General features: G+C 62.5%; 18 protein-coding genes. 6 read left to right on the top strand and 12 right to left on the bottom strand.

The window, feature by feature from the left end:
* Window positions 1–111: 111 nt before the first annotated feature.
* Both ppk2 and ACMGGW_RS11405 read right to left on the bottom strand, forming a co-directional pair.
* Window positions 112–1,026, bottom strand: a complete 915-nt coding sequence (gene ppk2 / locus ACMGGW_RS11410; protein ID WP_164099661.1) for a polyphosphate kinase 2 — start codon at window positions 1,024–1,026, stop codon at window positions 112–114.
* Window positions 1,027–1,052: 26 nt separating this feature from the next.
* Window positions 1,053–2,663, bottom strand: a complete 1,611-nt coding sequence (locus ACMGGW_RS11405) for an inorganic phosphate transporter (RefSeq protein WP_025302941.1) — start codon at window positions 2,661–2,663, stop codon at window positions 1,053–1,055.
* Window positions 2,664–2,849: 186 nt separating this feature from the next.
* On the opposite strand from ACMGGW_RS11405, the gene ACMGGW_RS11400 reads away from it, so the two are divergent.
* Window positions 2,850–3,878: a transporter gene (locus tag ACMGGW_RS11400; RefSeq protein WP_197832003.1), complete on the top strand. Its 1,029-nt coding sequence runs from the start codon at window positions 2,850–2,852 to the stop codon at window positions 3,876–3,878.
* On the opposite strand, the gene ACMGGW_RS11395 is transcribed toward ACMGGW_RS11400, so the two are convergent.
* The 9 genes from ACMGGW_RS11395 to ACMGGW_RS11355 form a co-directional block, all read right to left on the bottom strand.
* Window positions 3,879–4,412, bottom strand: coding sequence for an SRPBCC domain-containing protein (locus ACMGGW_RS11395; RefSeq protein WP_197832002.1), 534 nt, complete (start codon window positions 4,410–4,412; stop codon window positions 3,879–3,881). It lies immediately after the preceding gene.
* A 3-nt stretch (window positions 4,413–4,415) separates the two neighbouring features.
* On the bottom strand, window positions 4,416–4,763 hold the full coding sequence (locus ACMGGW_RS11390) for an ArsR/SmtB family transcription factor (RefSeq protein ID WP_004938187.1): 348 nt from the start codon (window positions 4,761–4,763) through the stop codon (window positions 4,416–4,418).
* Between the two features lie 83 nt (window positions 4,764–4,846).
* On the bottom strand, window positions 4,847–6,073 hold the full coding sequence (locus tag ACMGGW_RS11385) for a Zn-dependent hydrolase (protein ID WP_164099663.1): 1,227 nt from the start codon (window positions 6,071–6,073) through the stop codon (window positions 4,847–4,849).
* Window positions 6,070–6,561, bottom strand: a complete 492-nt coding sequence (locus ACMGGW_RS11380; protein ID WP_025302937.1) for an L-2-amino-thiazoline-4-carboxylic acid hydrolase — start codon at window positions 6,559–6,561, stop codon at window positions 6,070–6,072. Before ACMGGW_RS11380 ends, ACMGGW_RS11385 begins: the two co-directional genes overlap by 4 nt.
* 18 nt (window positions 6,562–6,579) lie before the next feature.
* Entirely contained in the window at window positions 6,580–7,689 is a 1,110-nt protein-coding gene (locus ACMGGW_RS11375; protein WP_376788159.1) for a branched-chain amino acid ABC transporter substrate-binding protein, read from the bottom strand.
* A gap of 76 nt (window positions 7,690–7,765) precedes the next feature.
* Window positions 7,766–8,479, bottom strand: a complete 714-nt coding sequence (locus ACMGGW_RS11370; protein ID WP_049205646.1) for an ABC transporter ATP-binding protein — start codon at window positions 8,477–8,479, stop codon at window positions 7,766–7,768.
* On the bottom strand, window positions 8,472–9,242 hold the full coding sequence (locus ACMGGW_RS11365) for an ABC transporter ATP-binding protein (protein WP_025302934.1): 771 nt from the start codon (window positions 9,240–9,242) through the stop codon (window positions 8,472–8,474). Before ACMGGW_RS11365 ends, ACMGGW_RS11370 begins: the two co-directional genes overlap by 8 nt.
* Window positions 9,239–10,351 carry an ABC transporter permease subunit gene (locus ACMGGW_RS11360; protein ID WP_164099664.1) on the bottom strand — a complete coding sequence of 371 codons (1,113 nt, stop codon included), beginning with the start codon at window positions 10,349–10,351 and terminating at the stop codon, window positions 9,239–9,241. The genes ACMGGW_RS11365 and ACMGGW_RS11360 overlap by 4 nt, the downstream gene beginning before the upstream one ends.
* A gap of 10 nt (window positions 10,352–10,361) precedes the next feature.
* The gene (locus ACMGGW_RS11355) at window positions 10,362–11,312 is read right to left on the bottom strand and encodes a branched-chain amino acid ABC transporter permease (RefSeq protein ID WP_049205650.1); all 951 of its coding nucleotides are present in this window, start codon (window positions 11,310–11,312) and stop codon (window positions 10,362–10,364) included.
* 170 nt (window positions 11,313–11,482) lie between these two features.
* Here ACMGGW_RS11355 and ACMGGW_RS11350 point away from each other — a divergent pair, with 170 nt between their 5' ends.
* Both ACMGGW_RS11350 and ACMGGW_RS11345 read left to right on the top strand, forming a co-directional pair.
* Window positions 11,483–12,415 (top strand): LysR substrate-binding domain-containing protein, encoded by a 933-nt coding sequence (locus ACMGGW_RS11350; RefSeq protein WP_043143466.1) that lies wholly within the window; start codon window positions 11,483–11,485, stop codon window positions 12,413–12,415.
* 77 nt (window positions 12,416–12,492) lie between these two features.
* Window positions 12,493–12,795, top strand: a complete 303-nt coding sequence (locus ACMGGW_RS11345; protein ID WP_043143548.1) for a cupin domain-containing protein — start codon at window positions 12,493–12,495, stop codon at window positions 12,793–12,795.
* On the opposite strand, the gene ACMGGW_RS11340 is transcribed toward ACMGGW_RS11345, so the two are convergent.
* On the bottom strand, window positions 12,792–13,382 hold the full coding sequence (locus ACMGGW_RS11340; RefSeq protein ID WP_164099665.1) for a TetR/AcrR family transcriptional regulator: 591 nt from the start codon (window positions 13,380–13,382) through the stop codon (window positions 12,792–12,794). The genes ACMGGW_RS11345 and ACMGGW_RS11340 overlap by 4 nt on opposite strands.
* A 140-nt stretch (window positions 13,383–13,522) precedes the next feature.
* On the opposite strand from ACMGGW_RS11340, the gene ACMGGW_RS11335 reads away from it, so the two are divergent.
* From ACMGGW_RS11335 to ACMGGW_RS11325, 3 genes are read left to right on the top strand one after another with little or no spacing between them, the layout of a single operon-like run.
* Window positions 13,523–14,578, top strand: a complete 1,056-nt coding sequence (locus tag ACMGGW_RS11335) for a sugar phosphate isomerase/epimerase family protein (protein WP_164099666.1) — start codon at window positions 13,523–13,525, stop codon at window positions 14,576–14,578.
* A 25-nt stretch (window positions 14,579–14,603) separates the two neighbouring features.
* Window positions 14,604–15,497 carry an alpha/beta fold hydrolase gene (locus tag ACMGGW_RS11330; RefSeq protein WP_025302927.1) on the top strand — a complete coding sequence of 298 codons (894 nt, stop codon included), beginning with the start codon at window positions 14,604–14,606 and terminating at the stop codon, window positions 15,495–15,497.
* The gene (locus ACMGGW_RS11325) at window positions 15,487–16,389 is read left to right on the top strand and encodes an alpha/beta hydrolase fold domain-containing protein (protein ID WP_197832000.1); all 903 of its coding nucleotides are present in this window, start codon (window positions 15,487–15,489) and stop codon (window positions 16,387–16,389) included. Before ACMGGW_RS11330 ends, ACMGGW_RS11325 begins: the two co-directional genes overlap by 11 nt.
* Window positions 16,390–16,411: the final 22 nt, after the last annotated feature.

The following is a 16,411-nucleotide window of genomic DNA, read 5'->3' as shown; positions in this document are numbered from 1 at the left end:
CTGTCAAAATGGAAAACAACCACTTTAACATGGGGTTTGGCACAGTAGCGTGAGAGAAATCAAAGCGTTGTCTTCGTACAGAGAAGCGGCAACCGCTTCTCTGCGCTAAGGTCAGTAGATTTCCGGCACCACCATGTTGTCCGGCACCGGGCTACGGTGGTATTCCGGGCTGCGTTTGCGCTGCGGCAGCGTGATGACGTTGCCTTCGGCCTCCTCATAAGGCACCTGCTGCAGCAGGTGAGTGATGCAGTTCAAGCGGGCCTTTTTCTTGTCGACGCCCTGAACTACCCACCAGGGTGCCTCGGCAATGTTAGTGCGCGCTAACATGATCTCTTTGGCTTCGGTGTAGTCTTCCCAGCGGCGGCGGCTTTCCAGATCCATCGGGCTGAGCTTCCACTGTTTGAGCGGATCGTGAATGCGGCTGAGGAACCGCAGCTCCTGCTCGTCATCGGTGATCGAAAACCAATATTTGACGATTTGGATGCCGCTGCGCGTCAGCATTTTTTCGAATTCCGGCACGCTGCGGAAAAACTCCTCATACTCTTCGTCGCTGCAAAAGCCCATCACGCGTTCCACGCCGGCGCGGTTATACCAGCTGCGGTCGAACAGCACCATTTCGCCGGCGGCGGGCAGATGCGCGATGTAACGCTGAAAATACCACTGGGTGCGTTCGCGATCGTTTGGCGCCGGCAGCGCCGCCACGCGGCAAGTGCGCGGGTTGAGGCGCTGGGTGATGCGTTTGATCACGCCACCCTTGCCGGCGGCGTCGCGGCCTTCGAAGATGATCACCAGCCGGTGGCCGGTGCGCATCACCCAATCCTGCAGCTTCACCAGTTCGCCCTGCAGGCGTAGCAGTTCGCGGAAGTATTGTTTGCGCCAGGCTTTTTTCGCGTCGCTGTCGACTTCTGCCGCGTCGAAGCGCAGGTCGTCCAGCTCCATTTCCAGCTCTTCATCGTAGCTGTCGTAAAATTCTTGCAGCAGGCGCTGGTTGAAACCGTCATCGCGGTTGAATTCATGCATGGTCATCAGATTTTCTCCGTATCAGCCCGGTGTTAGAAATGGTTGAAGATCCAGTACAGCACCGCCGACAGCAGCACCGAGGCCGGCAGCGTCAGCACCCAGGCCATCAGTAGATTACGCAGGGTGGCCATCTGCAGGCCGGAGCGGTTGGCGGCCATGGTGCCGGCGATGCCGGACGAGAGTACGTGCGTGGTCGAAACCGGCAAACCGAAGGCGTCGGCCGCGCCGATGGTGGTCATCGCCACCAGTTCGGCGCTGGCGCCCTGGGCGTAGGTCAGGTGCGATTTACCGATCTTTTCGCCCACCGTCACCACGATACGGCGCCAGCCGACCATGGTGCCGAGCCCCAGTGCAATCGCCACCACCACTTTCACCCAGAAGGGAATGAAGCGGGTGGCGTTATCGAGTTCACCCTTCAGCGCGTCGAGGTTGCGCTGCGCATCGGGATTGATCTGCAGCTGACGCTCTGCTTTGAGGTGCTTGATGGTCTCGGACGCCAGGTACATGTCGTTGCGGGTGTTCGACACCGCCTGCGCCGGGATCTTGTCGACCGAGCCGTACTGACGGATTTGATCGCCGATCGCGCCGGCCAGCTGCGCCAGCGCCGGTACGACTTCCGGCGTCAGTTCGCTGGTGCGCACATAGCCGGTCAACACCTCACGCGGCGGGGTTTGGCCGCCGGCCGGGAACTGGCGCAGCAGCTCGTTTTTGGTCACCTCCGCCAGCGCCGCCACCCGGGGGATCTGCTCCGGCGGCATCGAACGGTTCAGGGCGTAGGCGATCGGCATGGTGCCCACCAGGATCAGCATGATAAGGCCCATGCCTTTCTGCCCGTCGTTGGAGCCGTGGGCAAAGGAAACGCCGGTGCAGGTGAGGATCAGCAGCCCGCGGATCCACAGCGGCGGCGGGGTATTGCCTTTAGGCGCGCTGTACAACTGGCGGTTCTTGACGAACAGCTTTAGCGCCAGCAGCAGCAGGCCGGCGAACACGAAGCCGATCACCGGCGACAGCAGCAGCGCATAGCCCACCTTGATCGCCTGGCCCCAGTCCACGCCGCTGGTGCCGGTGCGGCCGTGGATCAGGGCATTGGCCACGCCGACGCCGATAATCGAGCCGATGAGCGTATGCGACGACGAGGCGGGCAGCCCGAGCCACCAGGTGCCGAGGTTCCAGATGATGGCGGAGAACAGCAGGGCGTACACCATGGCGAAACCGTTGCCGGTGCCGGCTTGCAGGATCAGCTCGACCGGCAGCAGTGAAATGATGCCGAAGGCCACCACGCCGCTGGAGAGCAACACGCCGAGAAAGTTGAAGAAACCGGACCACACCACGGCGACCATCGGCGACAGCGAGTGGGTGTAAATCACCGTCGCGACCGCATTGGCGGTATCGTGGAAGCCGTTGACGAATTCAAAGCCCAGCGCGATCAGCAGCGCCAGCCCCAATAATAAAAACGGAATGTAACTGGTATAGACGGCGCCGGCATCGCTGACGTCGTTAAATAAGTTCACTCCGGCAAACGCGATCCCCAGAATTAATAAGAAAACAAAAAAAAGAACAGTGAGTCGACTGTTCTTTTGATGCAGCTTGGGCAGGCTGGATGCGGCCGGCACACCCGTTTGAACGGCGCTGTTATCGCTCATAATGACCTTCCTGAAAGGATTGAATGCGGTAGCTGTCGCCTGAAAAGTATTCTGAATGAATGTGGCCTTTTTATGACGAAAATATTAATCATCGGGAACGGCGAAAATCATTAACGCCGATAAATAAAGATTGTTATAACAGCGGGGAAGGTCTTGGGTTAACGGCAACAGGCAGGATATGGCGTTATGGTGCAACGGTTAGCGGAAAAGATGCACAAGCTGGATTTTGATGATGAGGTGACCGGGCTGATCTACGGCCATGTGTTCCGCTCCGGTGAGGCGCCGGCGCGCCTGAACTCGCAGCAGGTTTGTCAGGCCTACCAAGCGTTGCCGCCCGGCGACGGTTTTGTCTGGCTGCACCTCAATCTCAACCACGCGGCGGCGGAGAAGTGGTTGAAAAACCATTTCGCCATTTCCGATTTTTTCTTTCACGAGATCCGCCACGGCTCCCACACCACGCGCATCGAGCGCCAGGGCGACGATCTGTTCGCCGTACTCAACGACGTGATTTTCCACCCCGAGGACAGTAATCCGGAAACGGCGACGCTGTGGCTCTATTGCTGCCGTGGGCTGGTGGTCACCGTGCGTCACAAACCGGTGCGACTGATTGAACGGCTGCTCGGCCGCCTGACGGCGCTGCAGCTGGCGTCGTCTACCGAGCTGCTGGCGCACCTGCTGGAAGAGCAGGAGGACGTGCTGGAGCAGGTGGTGCGGCAGGCCAACCAGTATGTCGATACCATCGAGGATCGTCTGCTGACGAGCCGCGTTAAACGCAACCGCGCCGAGCTGGGGCGCATGCGCCGCATGCTATTGCGCTTTCAGCGCCTGTTGGCGCCGGAGCCGGCCGCGCTGTTTCGCCTGTTGAACCGGCCGCCGAGCTGGCTGAGCCGTGAGGTGGTGCAGGATCTGCGGCAGTTTACCGAAGAGTTCACCGTGGTGTTGAACGATCTCGCCAGCCTGACCGAACGCATTCGGCTGCTGCAGGAGGAGCTGAGCGCCAAGCTGATGGAGCAGAATAACCGCACGCTCTATACGTTGACGGTGATCACCGTGCTGGCATTGCCGATCAATATCGTCGCCGGTTTCTTTGGCATGAACGTGGGGGGGATCCCGCTGGCCAGCAATCACCACGGTTTTATCCTGCTGGTGTTGCTGGTCGGCAGTTTCACGCTGATCGCCGGTTATCTGGCGTTCAGGCGCAGGGACGAGTCGTAATTACAGGCGGGCGCGGTACTCTTCTTCCAGCCGGGCATGGGTGCTCCAGAACGGCTGCGGCGCCCGATCGTGCAGGCGATCCAGCAGAATATCCAGATGAGTGTGCCAGCCGCCGGCGACGCTGAGCATCTCGTCGCGGTTGGCCAAGCGCCGGTGGGTGACCGTCAGCAGCACCGCGTTTCCCTGCTCCGTCAGTTCGAAGGTCACTTCGGAAGGGCGCCCCTGATCCTGTTCGGCCCAGGTAAAGCTCAGCAGGCGCGGCGGGAACAGGCAGGTGATGTGGCCGCGGTTGCTGACACAGCCGCCGTGCTGTTTGTACTTGGCCGGCGGTTGCTCGTGCTCGCCGGCCAGATCGGAGTTGCGAAACTCCAGCTCCAGCGGTGCGCCGTTTTCCAACTTCATGGCGCCGGACGCCAGCCAGGTGGCGCGCTTGTCGGATTCGGTCAGGTAAGCCCACACCCGCTCGATGGGCCCGGGCAGCAGCCGCTGGATGCGCAGCGTGCCGGGTTCGATAATTATGCCGTAATCATTCATGGTTCACTCCTTGGGAGGAAGCTGTTCGGGCTGTAGCAGCGCCTGTTCGAGCGCATCCAGCCGTTCAGTCCAGAAATGTTCATAGGTTTGCAGCCAGTGCATGGCCTGCGCCATAGGCTCGGGTTCGAGCCGGCAGATATGGTTTCTTCCTTGCACGGTGCGTTGCACCAGGCCCGCATGTTCCAGTGCTTTCACGTGCTTGGAGGCGCCGGCGAACGACATCTGCAACGGCGCGGCCAGTTCGCCGATGCTGCGCTCACCGCCGGCCAGCGCGCGTAACATCGAACGGCGGGTCGGGTCGGCCAGCGCATGAAAAATGGCGTCCAGCTGTGAGGAAGATAATTCAACCATATGGTTGAATATAGAACAGGTGGGCTAATATTCAACCGTTTTGTTGAATATTTTTTTGCCCCGGCGAGAAACCGGGGCGAGGATCAGGCGCAGGTGTGCGCCAGCAGGGCGTTGAGCAACACGTCGGCGCCTGCGGCGGCCCAGGAGGGGGTGATATCTTCCCGCTCGTTGTGGCTGATGCCGTCCACGCAGGGAATGAAAATCATGGCGGTCGGGGCGACGCGGTTAAGGTAACAGGCATCGTGGCCGGCGCCGGAAATCATGTCGCGATGGCGATAGCCCAATGCTTGCGCGGCGTGGCGTACGCTGTCGATGCAGCCCCGATCAAAAGCGATAGGGGGATACTGGAAGATGCGGTCGGCGCGGGCGGTCAGACCGTCGCCGTTGACGTGGTTTACCGCCGTCAGCAGACGCTGCTCCATCTGCTCCAGGGTAGACTCTTGCGGATGGCGGAATTCGACGCTGAAAAAGACGCGCCCCGGCACCACGTTGCGTGAATTGGGGGTAATTTGCGCCATGCCCACCGTGGCGCGCGCATCGGGCGCAAAATCCCAACCGATGCGGTTGACCGCCGTGACCAGCGCCGTAAAGCCCAGCAGGGCGTCGCGGCGTCGATCCATTGGCGTGGTGCCGGCATGGGCGCTGAAGCCGACGACCTCCAGCTCATACCAGCGCTGCCCTTGTGCGGCGGTCACCACGCCGATGTCGAGATGTTCCGCTTCCAGAATCGGCCCCTGTTCGATGTGCAGTTCGAAGGCCGCGTGGATCGGCGTGCCGCCCACCGGGTGCTCGCCGGCGTAACCAATGCGTTCCAGTGCGTCGCCAAGGCTGACGCCGTGCTCGTCGCGGCGCGTCAGGCCGTATTCCAGGTCGAATACCCCGGCGAACACCCCGGAGGCGATCATCGCCGGCGCAAAGCGTGCGCCTTCTTCGTTAGTCCAGTTGATCACTTCAATCGGGCGTTCGGTGACGATCTGCCGATCGTTAAGGGTACGAATAACCTCCAATCCGGCCAGCACGCCGTAGATGCCGTCGAAACGGCCGCCGCGGGGCTGCGAGTCGCCGTGAGAACCGGTGACGACCGGCGGCAATTCGGGGCGCGCGCCTTCACGGCGCAGGAACATGTTGCCCATCCGATCGACGCGCACGTTACAACCTGCCTCCAGCGCCCAGGCGCGCAGCTGCTCGCGCGCTTGGCGATCTTCTTCACTCAGCGCCAGCCGTGTGACGCCGTTATCGGCGATGGCGCCGAACTGCGCCATCGCGTGCAGGCTTTGCCACAGGCGCTCGCCGTTGACCCGATACGTCATTGTTCTTCTCCCGACGTTTTGGCGGTGTAGCGAAAATCGCAGCAGGGGGCGCCGGACATGATGGTTTGGCTGCGCTGCAGGTCAACCTCTGGGGCATAGCCGACGATGAACTGGCTGTCGCGGGCGCAGGAGAGCAGGTGGCCGATCTCCCCCAGCCCCATCTCGTGATACATCTCGGCGTAGCGGCAGCGGGTGACGTTATAGTCGAAGTGCTGCGCATCCTGGTTGATCACCTCGACGCGCAGCGCATCGTCTTTTTCCCACAGGTACTGCAAGGCGGCGAAGCTGCGCAGATCCGCGCCGTTCGGTTCCTGGGCGGCGAACTGTTTGCCCGCCTCGATGGCGGCATTCTCGATGGCTTCGCCGATCACCGCCTGGGCGCGCGCCTTGCCGATTTCACGCACCAGAATCTGGTAGATCGGCTTGATGATCTCCGCCTCGATCTTTCTGCGGGCCAAAATGCCCAATTCGTTTTTTGCACAGCTCATCGCCTTGCTCCTCTTGATTTATTGTGACTTGGCGCCGCCCAACACGGTTTGCGGCTGCCATTTGCCGTCAACCACCCGGTACAGGGTGAAGCTCGGCTGTTGCAGGTTGCCTTGCGCATCGAAGGCGATGTCGCCGGTGACGCCCTGGTAATGTATGGCGCGCAGTTTCGGCAGATAATCGGCCGGATTGGCCGAATCGGCTTGCTCAATGGCGGCGATCAGCACCCGGGTGGCGTCGTAGGCGAAGGGCGCATGCAGTTCGATGTGGGTGTGATAACGATCGCGGTAGGCTTGTTCAAACGCCTTGCCGCCCGGCATCTGTTCCAGCGGCAGCCCCGGCTCCAGCGCGACGACGCCTTCGCCTTCCCGCTGCGCCAGCGTCAGGAAGGTTTGGCTGACGAAGCCGCCGGCGCCCATCAGCTGCGCGTTCATGCCCAGCTGTTTCAGCTTGCGTGCCAACGGCGCCGCTTGAGAATCCACGCCGCCGAAGAAAATCAGATCGGCGTTTTTACTGCGCACGGTGGTCAGCACGGCGCTGAAATCGACGGTCTTGTCATCCACATACTCGCGGGTGACCGGCTGCACGCCCTGGGCCTGCAGCGATTTGATAAACTCGTCCGCCAGCCCCTGGCCGAAAGCGGTGCGATCGTCGATTACCGCGATACGCTTGGCTTTCAGCGTTTTCACCGCATATTGCCCGGCGTAGTTGCCGCCGTCGTCGTCGTGGCCCATCACGCGGAAGCTGGTGTCAAAGCCTTGCTGCGTGTAGCCGTGACCGGTCGCCACCGGCGCCACCTGAGCGATGCCGGCGTCGTGGTAGATGCGCGCCGCCGGGATGCTGGTGCCGGTGTTCCAGTGGCCGACCACGCCGGCGACGCCTTCGTCGACCAAGCGCTGCGCCACGGCCACGGCGGTGCGCGGGTCGGACTGATCGTCCTCGGACAGTAATTTGAAGGTGACCGGTTTGCCGTTCAGCGTCGGTTTCTGTGCGTTAGCGTCGGCGATCGCCAGCCGTGCGCCGTTTTCGAGATCTTTGCCGATGCGCGCGGAAGGGCCGGTCAGCGGCCCGGCCAGGCCGATCAGCACGGTGTCGTCCGCCAGCGCCGGGAGGCTCAGGATCATTGTCATGGCGGCCAGCGCCAACGGCTTGATGCGAATGTTCTGCTGCATGTCATACTCCTGGTGCGGTTAAAGGTAACAACGGTTATTCACCCAAATAGATCTGTTTGATTTTTTCATCGTCCAGCATGTCGGCGGAGCGGCCGCTGTGGCTCAGGCTGCCGCTGTCCAATACGTAGGCGCGATCGGTGGACGCCAGCGCCAGGCGGGCGTTCTGCTCGACCAACAGCAGCGTGACGCCGTCACGGGCTAACTGCTTGATGACCGAGAAAATGGCCTCCACCACAATCGGCGCCAGCCCCATCGACGGTTCGTCCAATATCAGCAGCCGCGGGCGGCTGAGCAGCGCGCGGCCCATCGCCACCATCTGTTGTTCACCGCCGGAAAGCAGCCCGGCCGGTTGATGCAGGCGCTCGCTCAGCCGTGGGAAGGTGGCGCACACGCGTTCGAAATCTTGCCGCACCGCCGATGCGTCACGCCGCGCATAGGCGCCCAGCTGCAGGTTTTCTCGCACCGTCAGGCGGGTGAAAATGCCGCGTCCCTCCGGCACCATCACCAGCCCCTGTTGCAGCAAGCGGTGCGGCGGCATGCCGCGAATCGAACGGCCGTCGAACAGGATGTCGCCCTCAAACGGCTGCAGGCCGGTCAGCGCCCGCAGGCTGGAGGTTTTGCCCGCGCCATTGGCGCCGATCAGCGTCACCTGTTCGCTGGCGTTCACCGTGAAATCGATGCCTTTGACCGCATGAATGCCGCCATAAGACACTTTGAGTCGTTTAACGCTCAGCAGGGCTTCAGACATGCGCGCCGCCTCCCAGATAGGCTTGAATGACCGCCGGTTCGCGCCGCACCTGCGCCGGTTCGCCTTCGGCGATCGCTTTGCCGTAATCCAGCACCGTCAGCCGATCGCACAGGCCCATCACCAGCTTGACGTCATGTTCGATCAGCAGCAGCGTTTTGCCGCTGTCGCGGATGCGCAGCAGCAGTTCGCGCAGCGCCACTTTTTCTCCGGCGTTCATGCCGGCCGCCGGTTCGTCCAGCGCCAGCAACCGGGGCTCGGTCGCCAGCGCGCGGGCGATCTCCAGCCGCCGCTGATGGCCGTAGGCGAGATCGCCGGCGCGGTAATGGGCGAATTGGCTGATGCCGACGTACTCCAGCAGCGCATGAGATTTATCGCGCACCGCCTGTTCCTCCTCCCTGGCGCGACGGTGCCGGGCGATCGCCGCCCACAGGCCGTTGCGGGTGCGCACGTGGCAGCCGACCATCACGTTTTCCAGCACGCTCATTTCATTGAACAACCGCAGGTTTTGGAAGGTGCGGGCAATGCCGGCCTGCGCCACTTTGTCGATCGCCTGGGGCTTATAGCGCTGGCCCGCCAGGCGGAATTCGCCCGCGTCGGCGCGATACAGGCCGGTGATCAGATTGAAGCAGGTGGTCTTACCGGCGCCGTTCGGCCCGATCAGGCCGTAGATTTCCCCCTGGCGGATGCTCATGCTGACGTCATCCACCGCCGTCAGGCCGCCGAAACGTTTGCTGACGTGATTTAAAGCGAGCAGTGGCGTCATGCGGCGGTCCTCCCAGCATGGCGAGCCGGCCACAGGCCCGCCGGGCGATACAGCATCACCAGGATCAACGCCAGGCCGTAAAACAGTTGGCGAATGATTTCCGGGTCGATCAGCACCTGACCGAACAGCGCCTGCTGCAGCGGCCCCATGCTGCTGCGCAGCAGCTCCGGCAGGGCGGCCAGCAGCAGCGCGCCCAGGATCACGCCGGGGATGTGCCCCATACCGCCGAGCACCACCATCGCCAGCACGGCGATCGATTCCTGCAGGGTGAACGATTCCGGCGACACGAAGCCTTGAAACGCGGCGAACAACGCGCCGGCCACGCCGCCAAAGGTGGCGCCGATGGCGAAGGCCAGCAGCTTGAAGTTGCGGGTGTTGATGCCCATCGCCCGCGCGGCGTCCTCGTCTTCGCGGATCGCCGTCCACGCGCGGCCGATGCGCGAGTTTTGCAGCCGCAGGCTGATGAACAGGATCGCCAGCAGCAGCGCGGCGAACAGGTAGTAATAGAGGTACAGGCCGGAAAAACGCACGCCGAACCACTCGTGCATGCCGGAAAACTTCAGGCCGAACAGGCTGACCGGATCGACGCCGGAAATGCCTTTGGGGCCGTTGGTGAGGTTGACCGGGCGATCCAGATTGCGCATCAAAATACGCACGATTTCGCCGAAACCGAGCGTGACGATCGCCAGATAGTCGCCGCGCAGCCGCAGCGTCGGCGCGCCGAGCAGGATGCCGCACGCCGCCGCCAGCAGCGCCGCCAGCGGGATCAGCCCCAACATCGCCAGGTGCAGCCCGTCGGGGAACCACTGCAGCAACAGCGGAAATTGCTGCGTCAGATGCGGTGACGACAGCAGCGCGGCCAAATAGGCGCCGACGGCGTAAAAGGCGATAAAGCCCATGTCCAGCAACCCGGTCATGCCCACCACGATGTTCAGCCCGAGCGCCAGCATCAGGTACAGCAGGGCGAAGTCGACGACCCGCACCCAGTAGTTGCCGCCGGCGGCGCCCGCCACCCAGGGCGCCAGCAGCAGCGCGAGAATGAACAGCGTCAGCCCCAGCCTGGCGCGACGCGGCGTGGCCAGAGGAACGGGGGGAGTCAAAACGGTCATGGTGATGTCCTTATGCGCGCGTGGCGATGCGTTCGCCCAAGAGCCCGGAGGGGCGGAAGACCAGCACGGCGATCAGCACCAGAAACGCGAACACGTCCTGGTAGTTGCTGCCGAACACGCCGCCGGTCAGCTCGCCGAGATAGCCGGTGCCCAGCGATTCGAACAGGCCCAGCAGCAATCCGCCGAGCATCGCGCCGCGCAGGTTGCCGATGCCGCCGAGCACGGCGGCGGTAAACGCCTTGATGCCCGGCAGAAAGCCCATCGAGAAACCGGCGTTGCCGTAGTTGCTGGCCATCATGATGCCGGCCACCGCCGCCAGCGCGCCGCCGAGCGCAAAGGTCAGAACGATGATGCGGTCAGGACTGATGCCCATCAGGCCGGCGACCTGCGGGTTTTCCGCCGTGGCGCGCATGGCGCGGCCGAAACGGCTGTGTTCGACCAGCAGCCAGAGGCCGGCCATGACCGCCACGGCCACCACCAGCGTGACGATCGCCGTGCCGGTGATCACCGCTGGCGCATGCCCGCCGCTGCCTGCAGTCAGGGCGATGGGGGTCATTGGCAGCAGCTGCGGAAACATCAGGGGATTGCGTGACCAGATCAGCATCGCCAGGGTTTGCAGCAGCAGCGAGACGCCGATGCCGCTGATCAGCGGAGCCAGGCGCGGCGCAGTGCGCAACCGGCGGTAGGCGAGACGCTCGATCGCCATCGAGGTAATGGCGCAGACCGCCATGGCGAACAGGGCCGCCAGCAGCAGCGTGGCGTACGGCGATAACGCGGGAAAGTGGTGTTGCAACACGCCGATCGCCGACAACGCGCTCAGCGCACCGACCATCAGCACGTCGCCGTGCGCGAAATTGATGATGCGCAGGATGCCGTACACCATGGTGTAACCGAGCGCGATCAGCGCATAGATGCTGCCGAGCATCAAACCGTTGACGGTTTGCTGTACCAGCGTATCCATAAGGAGAGTCCGGAGATAATGAGTCAGGAGGCTCACAGTAGAGAATTTAAAAAAATTGTAAAATACGGAAAAATACTTTCTTATACAAAAAACGAGTGATTTTAATACGTTGATTTTTATGTATATTAAACCCATCCCTTCAGTGTCGATTTCCCAAAAATAGTCAATATATGAAAAAAACAGAACAGTACGATGAGCCATTGCCGATGCTGCCGAACGATCCGCCGCTGCGCGCCGTGCGGGCGTTCGAAGCCATCGCGCGCCTGGGGGGCATCAGCGCGGCGGCTAACGAGCTGATGATTTCGCCTTCGGCGGTCAGTCATCAACTCAAAACGCTGGAGGCATTTTTGCAGATGCCGTTGACCGAACGGCAGGGGCGTAACCTGGTGCTGCGCAGCGAGGGGCGGGAGTATTACCGTTCGATTCGCTCGGCGTTCAACGTGCTGCGCCAGGCGACCGAACACGTGCGCGAGCAGTCCGCATCGCGGCAGGTCACCATCAGCCTGATCCCGCTGTTCGGCATGGGCTGGTTCATTCCGCGGCTGCGTGGCTTTTTGCGCGAAAATCCGGATATCGACATCAATGTGGTTTACGCCAACCACCGCAATTACCTGAGCGACGCCGCCGATCTGTCGATCCGCTTCGGGGTTGGGCAGTGGACCGGCTATCGCAGCGAAAAGCTGATGTCTGGCCAAATGGTGCCGGTGTGCAGCCGGGCATTCAGTAAACTGCACGGTTTGCTGGATACGCCGGATCAGCTGGCGACGCTGCCGCTGCTGCACGACGAGGAGCGCAATACCTGGATGCAATGGTTTCAGCTGGCCGGCGTTAAACGCCCGCTGCGCAGCATCGGGCCGATGTTTGAAGACGGATTGTTGACACTGGCGGCGGTGCAGGCGGGGCTAGGGTGCGCGTTGATGCGTGAACCGTTAATCGCCCAGTACCTTGAGAGCGGTGAGTTGATCAAAATGTTCGATCTGCCGATCGACGACGGCCGCGATTATTACCTGTGCGCTCGACTGGATAGCGAGCTGTCGCAGGAAGGCGAAAATCTGCGGCAATGGCTGCGGCGTGAGGCGGCGGCTCAGAACGTCGGGGCATAATCTACAACCAACGCGTCTTTCAGCACCTGGCGGCTTGCAGTAGAGTGCGGGTTCCTGTGTCGCGATAAGGTATGACGATGCTGTTCGATTTAAACCAGCAGGCGGCCGAACTGCCCGAGGCCTGGCGTTCTGCCGTGCTGGGCCGCGTCGGTGCGGCCAATATCAAAGTGCTGCGCATGGACGCGCGCAGCATTGCGGATGAAGTGCATGATTACAGCGAAGGATTGCTGGTGATCAGCGGCCACCTGCGGCTGCAGGTGGCGGGGGAAGTGGTGGTGGTGCGCGCCGGCCAGCTGTATCAGGCCGCGGCCGGCGTGCCGCATCGCGTGTTGCCGGGCAGCGAAGGCACGCTGGTGATTGTCGATCTGCCGGAGGATTAAGTGGCGCCCAGGACCGCCAGCGCCACCTTTACCGCTGCCAATAGCCGCTCTTCAGTGACGCCGTCACGTGCCTGAATCGACAGGCCGTGCAGGAAGACGGCGAAATAGTCACCCAGGCTGTCGGCGTCGGTATCGGCCGGCAATTCGCCGGTTTGCACCGCCTGCCGCAGCCGTTCGATGATCTGCTGCGTACGCTGCAACCGATGCTCTGCCAGCCAGGTTTTGAGCCCATCGTTTTCCGCACTGACACTGGCGGCGGCGGAGACCACCATGCAGCCCTGCGGCAGATCTGGCCGGCTGTAGAGGCGCACGGCATCTTCCAGCATACGTTGGATCGCCGGGCGAATGCCGCTTTCCTGCGCGAAGGCGCGATCGGCGAAGCCGCCTTCCTCGGTTTCGTAACTGGCGATTGCCTCGCGGAACAGCTGCTCTTTGGAGCCGAACGCCTTGTAGATGCGCGCGGAAGCAATGCCCAATTCCGCCACCAGATCCGACATCGAGGTGCCTTCGTAACCTTGCCGCCAAAATAAGTTTCGCGCCTTCAAGAGCGCCTGTTCGCGGTCGAACTCACGCGGTCTGCCAGCCATTCTCTGCTCCAATTTACCTGCCATTCAGCGACATAGGATCGCTTAAATCGGCGGGAATACCAATGTCTTTATAAATTTCGCTTGCGGTCATCGCGCCTTGCCTCTATTGTTTGTTAATCGACAACTAATAGGAGTTTACGATGAAAACCCTCAAAGGTCCAAGCCTACATCTCGCGCAGTTCAGCGATGAGACAGCGCCGTTCAACAGCCTGCCGGCCATCGCCGAGTGGGCGGCGCAAACCGGTTTTACCGCCTTGCAGATCCCGGCCTGGGATCGGCGTTTATTCGACGTGGCCACCGCCGCGGAAAGCCAAACATACTGCGACGATCTGACCGGCATGTTGGCGGAGCAGGGGTTGGTGGTCAGTGAATTGACCAGCCATATCTTCGGCCAGCTGATGGCGGTACACCCGGCTTACGATGCGCTGTTTGACAGCTTCGCGCCGCCGGCGCTGCAGGGCAATCCGCAGGCGCGCGGCGAGTGGGCGCGGCAGCAAATGCTGCTGGCGGTGAAGGCGTCGGCGCGGCTCGGGCTCAGCGAGCTGGGCACCTTTTCCGGTTCGCTGGCCTGGCCCTATCTGTTCCCGTTCCCACAGCGCCCGGAAGGATTGATCGACACCGCGTTCGACGAACTCGCCAAACGCTGGCTGCCGGTGCTCGACGCCTGCGAAGAACAGGGCATCAACCTGTGTTATGAGATTCACCCGAGTGAGGATCTGCACGACGGCGTGACGTTCGAGAAGTTTCTTGAGCGCGTCGGCAACCACCCGCGTTGTCGGGTGCTGTTCGATCCGAGCCATATGGTGCTGCAGCAGCTTAACTATCTGGAGTTTATCGATATCTATAAGGACGTTATCGGCATGTTCCACGTCAAGGACGCCGAGTTCAATCCGACCGGTCGCCAGGGCATTTACGGCGGCTATCAATCCTGGATCGATCGCGCCGGCCGCTTCCGCTCGCTGGGCGACGGCCAGGTTGATTTCAACGGCATCTTTTCGCGCCTGACGCAGTACGGCTATTCGGGCTGGACGGCATTGGAGTGGGAATGTTGCCTGAAAAACCCGCAGGACGGCGCGCGCGAAGGCGCAGCCTTCATTCGCGATCGCATTATCCGCGTCACCGACAAAGTGTTCGATGACTTCGCCGGTGCGCCGGTCAGCCCGCAGCAGATCAACGCCTTGCTCGGCATTCGCTGAGCCCAACTTTTCAGGGAGTCACCCCATGCAATATCTACAGAACGAGGTCCCGTTGGCGGATCTCGCGGCGGAACACGTCTATCTCCAGGTGAACGGCCGGCGCCTTCACTGCGTGGTGGCCGGTGAAGGGCGGCCGGTGCTGCTGATCCCCGGCTGGCCGCAAACCTGGTACACCTGGCGCCATGTGATGCAAGCGCTGGCGGCGGCCGGTTTTCAGGCGATCGCCGTCGATCCGCCGGGCATCGGCGATTCTGACAAGCCCGCTGGCGGCTACGACACCGGCAGCATCGGCGCGGTGTTGCACACAATGATGGCGCAACTGGGCCATGGACGTTACCAACTGGTTGGCCACGACATCGGCATGTGGATCGGTTACGCCATGGCGAGCGATTTCCCGCAGGCGGTGGAGCGTCTGGTGCTGACGGAGGCCGTGATCCCCGGGCTGGCGCCGCCGCCGCCGATTTTCGTTGCGCCGGAGGAGAACATCTTCCTGTGGCATTTCATGTTCAATCAACTGGCGGATTTGCCGGAGACCCTGACCCAGGGGCGCGAACGGGAGTATCTTGGCTATATCTTCAACCGCTGGTCCTATCGGCGCGATCGGGTGGCGGCGGAGGTGTATATCGCCGCCTATTCGGCACCGGGCGGCCTGCGCGCCGGATTCGACTATTACCGGGCGATCCCGGAGACCGTGCGGCAGAACCGGCTGCGCGCCGCTACGCCCTTGACGATGCCGGTGTTGACGGTGGGAGCGGAGCACGCCACCGGCGACGCGCCGCTGACGACGCTACAGGGCAATGCGCACGATCTGCGGGGCGAAACCGTCGCCGGCTGCGGCCATTTCATCACCGAGGAGTGTCATGAGGAATTTATTGCACTGATTACGTCATTCCTGGCGGGAGAGCCGTATGCCGCTTGATGAACGCATCGCCGCCTTTTTGACGGCATCGGCCGACGTGCCACCGCCCGCTTCGCTGGCGGCAATGCGCGCGGCCACGGAAACCGGTTTACGCCAGCTGCAGGGCGAGGCGGAACCGAGCGGCGGCGTCAGGGACCATACGGTGGTCGCCGCCGATGGACACCGGATTGCACTGCGCGCCTATCTACCGGTGGGGGAAAACGGCACGACCGCGCAGCCGGCGATGCTGTTCGCCCACGGCGGCGGCTGGTGCCTCGGCTCACTGGCGTTGTACGATCGGCCCTGTCAGGCGTTGGCTAACGCCACCGGCCGGGTGATCCTGTCGGTTGACTATCGTCTGGCGCCGGAATACCCGTTTCCACAGCCGCTGGAAGATGTCTATCAGGCGCTCTGCTGGGTGGCACAACGGGCGCCGCAGTTGGGGATTGACGCGCAGCGCCTGGCAGTGGGCGGTGATAGCGCAGGGGGCAATCTGGCGGCGGCGGTCGCACTGTTGGCGCGGGATCGCAGCGGCCCGTACATCGAACGTCAGCTGCTGCTGTACCCGGCGCTCAGCCGCGAGATGACGACGACGAGCTATCACGAGTTTGCCGAGGGGCACTTTCTGACGCGCGACGCAATGGTGTTTTGTTGGCAGCAGTATCTGGCCCAGCGGCGCGATCCCAGCGCCGAACCGCTGCATGCCGCCACGCTGCGCGGGTTACCGCCGGCCACCATCCTGAGCTGCGAATACGATCCGCTGCGCGATGAGGCCGAACAGTATGCGCAGCGGCTGCGTGAGGCGGGCGTGCCGGTGCGCTGCGAACGGTTGCCGGGCATGGTGCATGCCTGTATTCACATGCTGGGGCTGACCCCGGCGGCGCGGCAGCTGTTCGAACTGGCCGGTGAGTAAAAAAAAGCCCCGCATTGCGGGG

It is taken from the genome of Serratia sp. BNK-4, from assembly GCF_048685115.1.
Lineage (GTDB): Bacteria > Pseudomonadota > Gammaproteobacteria > Enterobacterales > Enterobacteriaceae > Serratia > Serratia bockelmannii.
The sequence above is the reverse complement of the archived record's forward strand: the minus strand, read 5'-3'. Positions and strand labels throughout refer to the sequence as shown.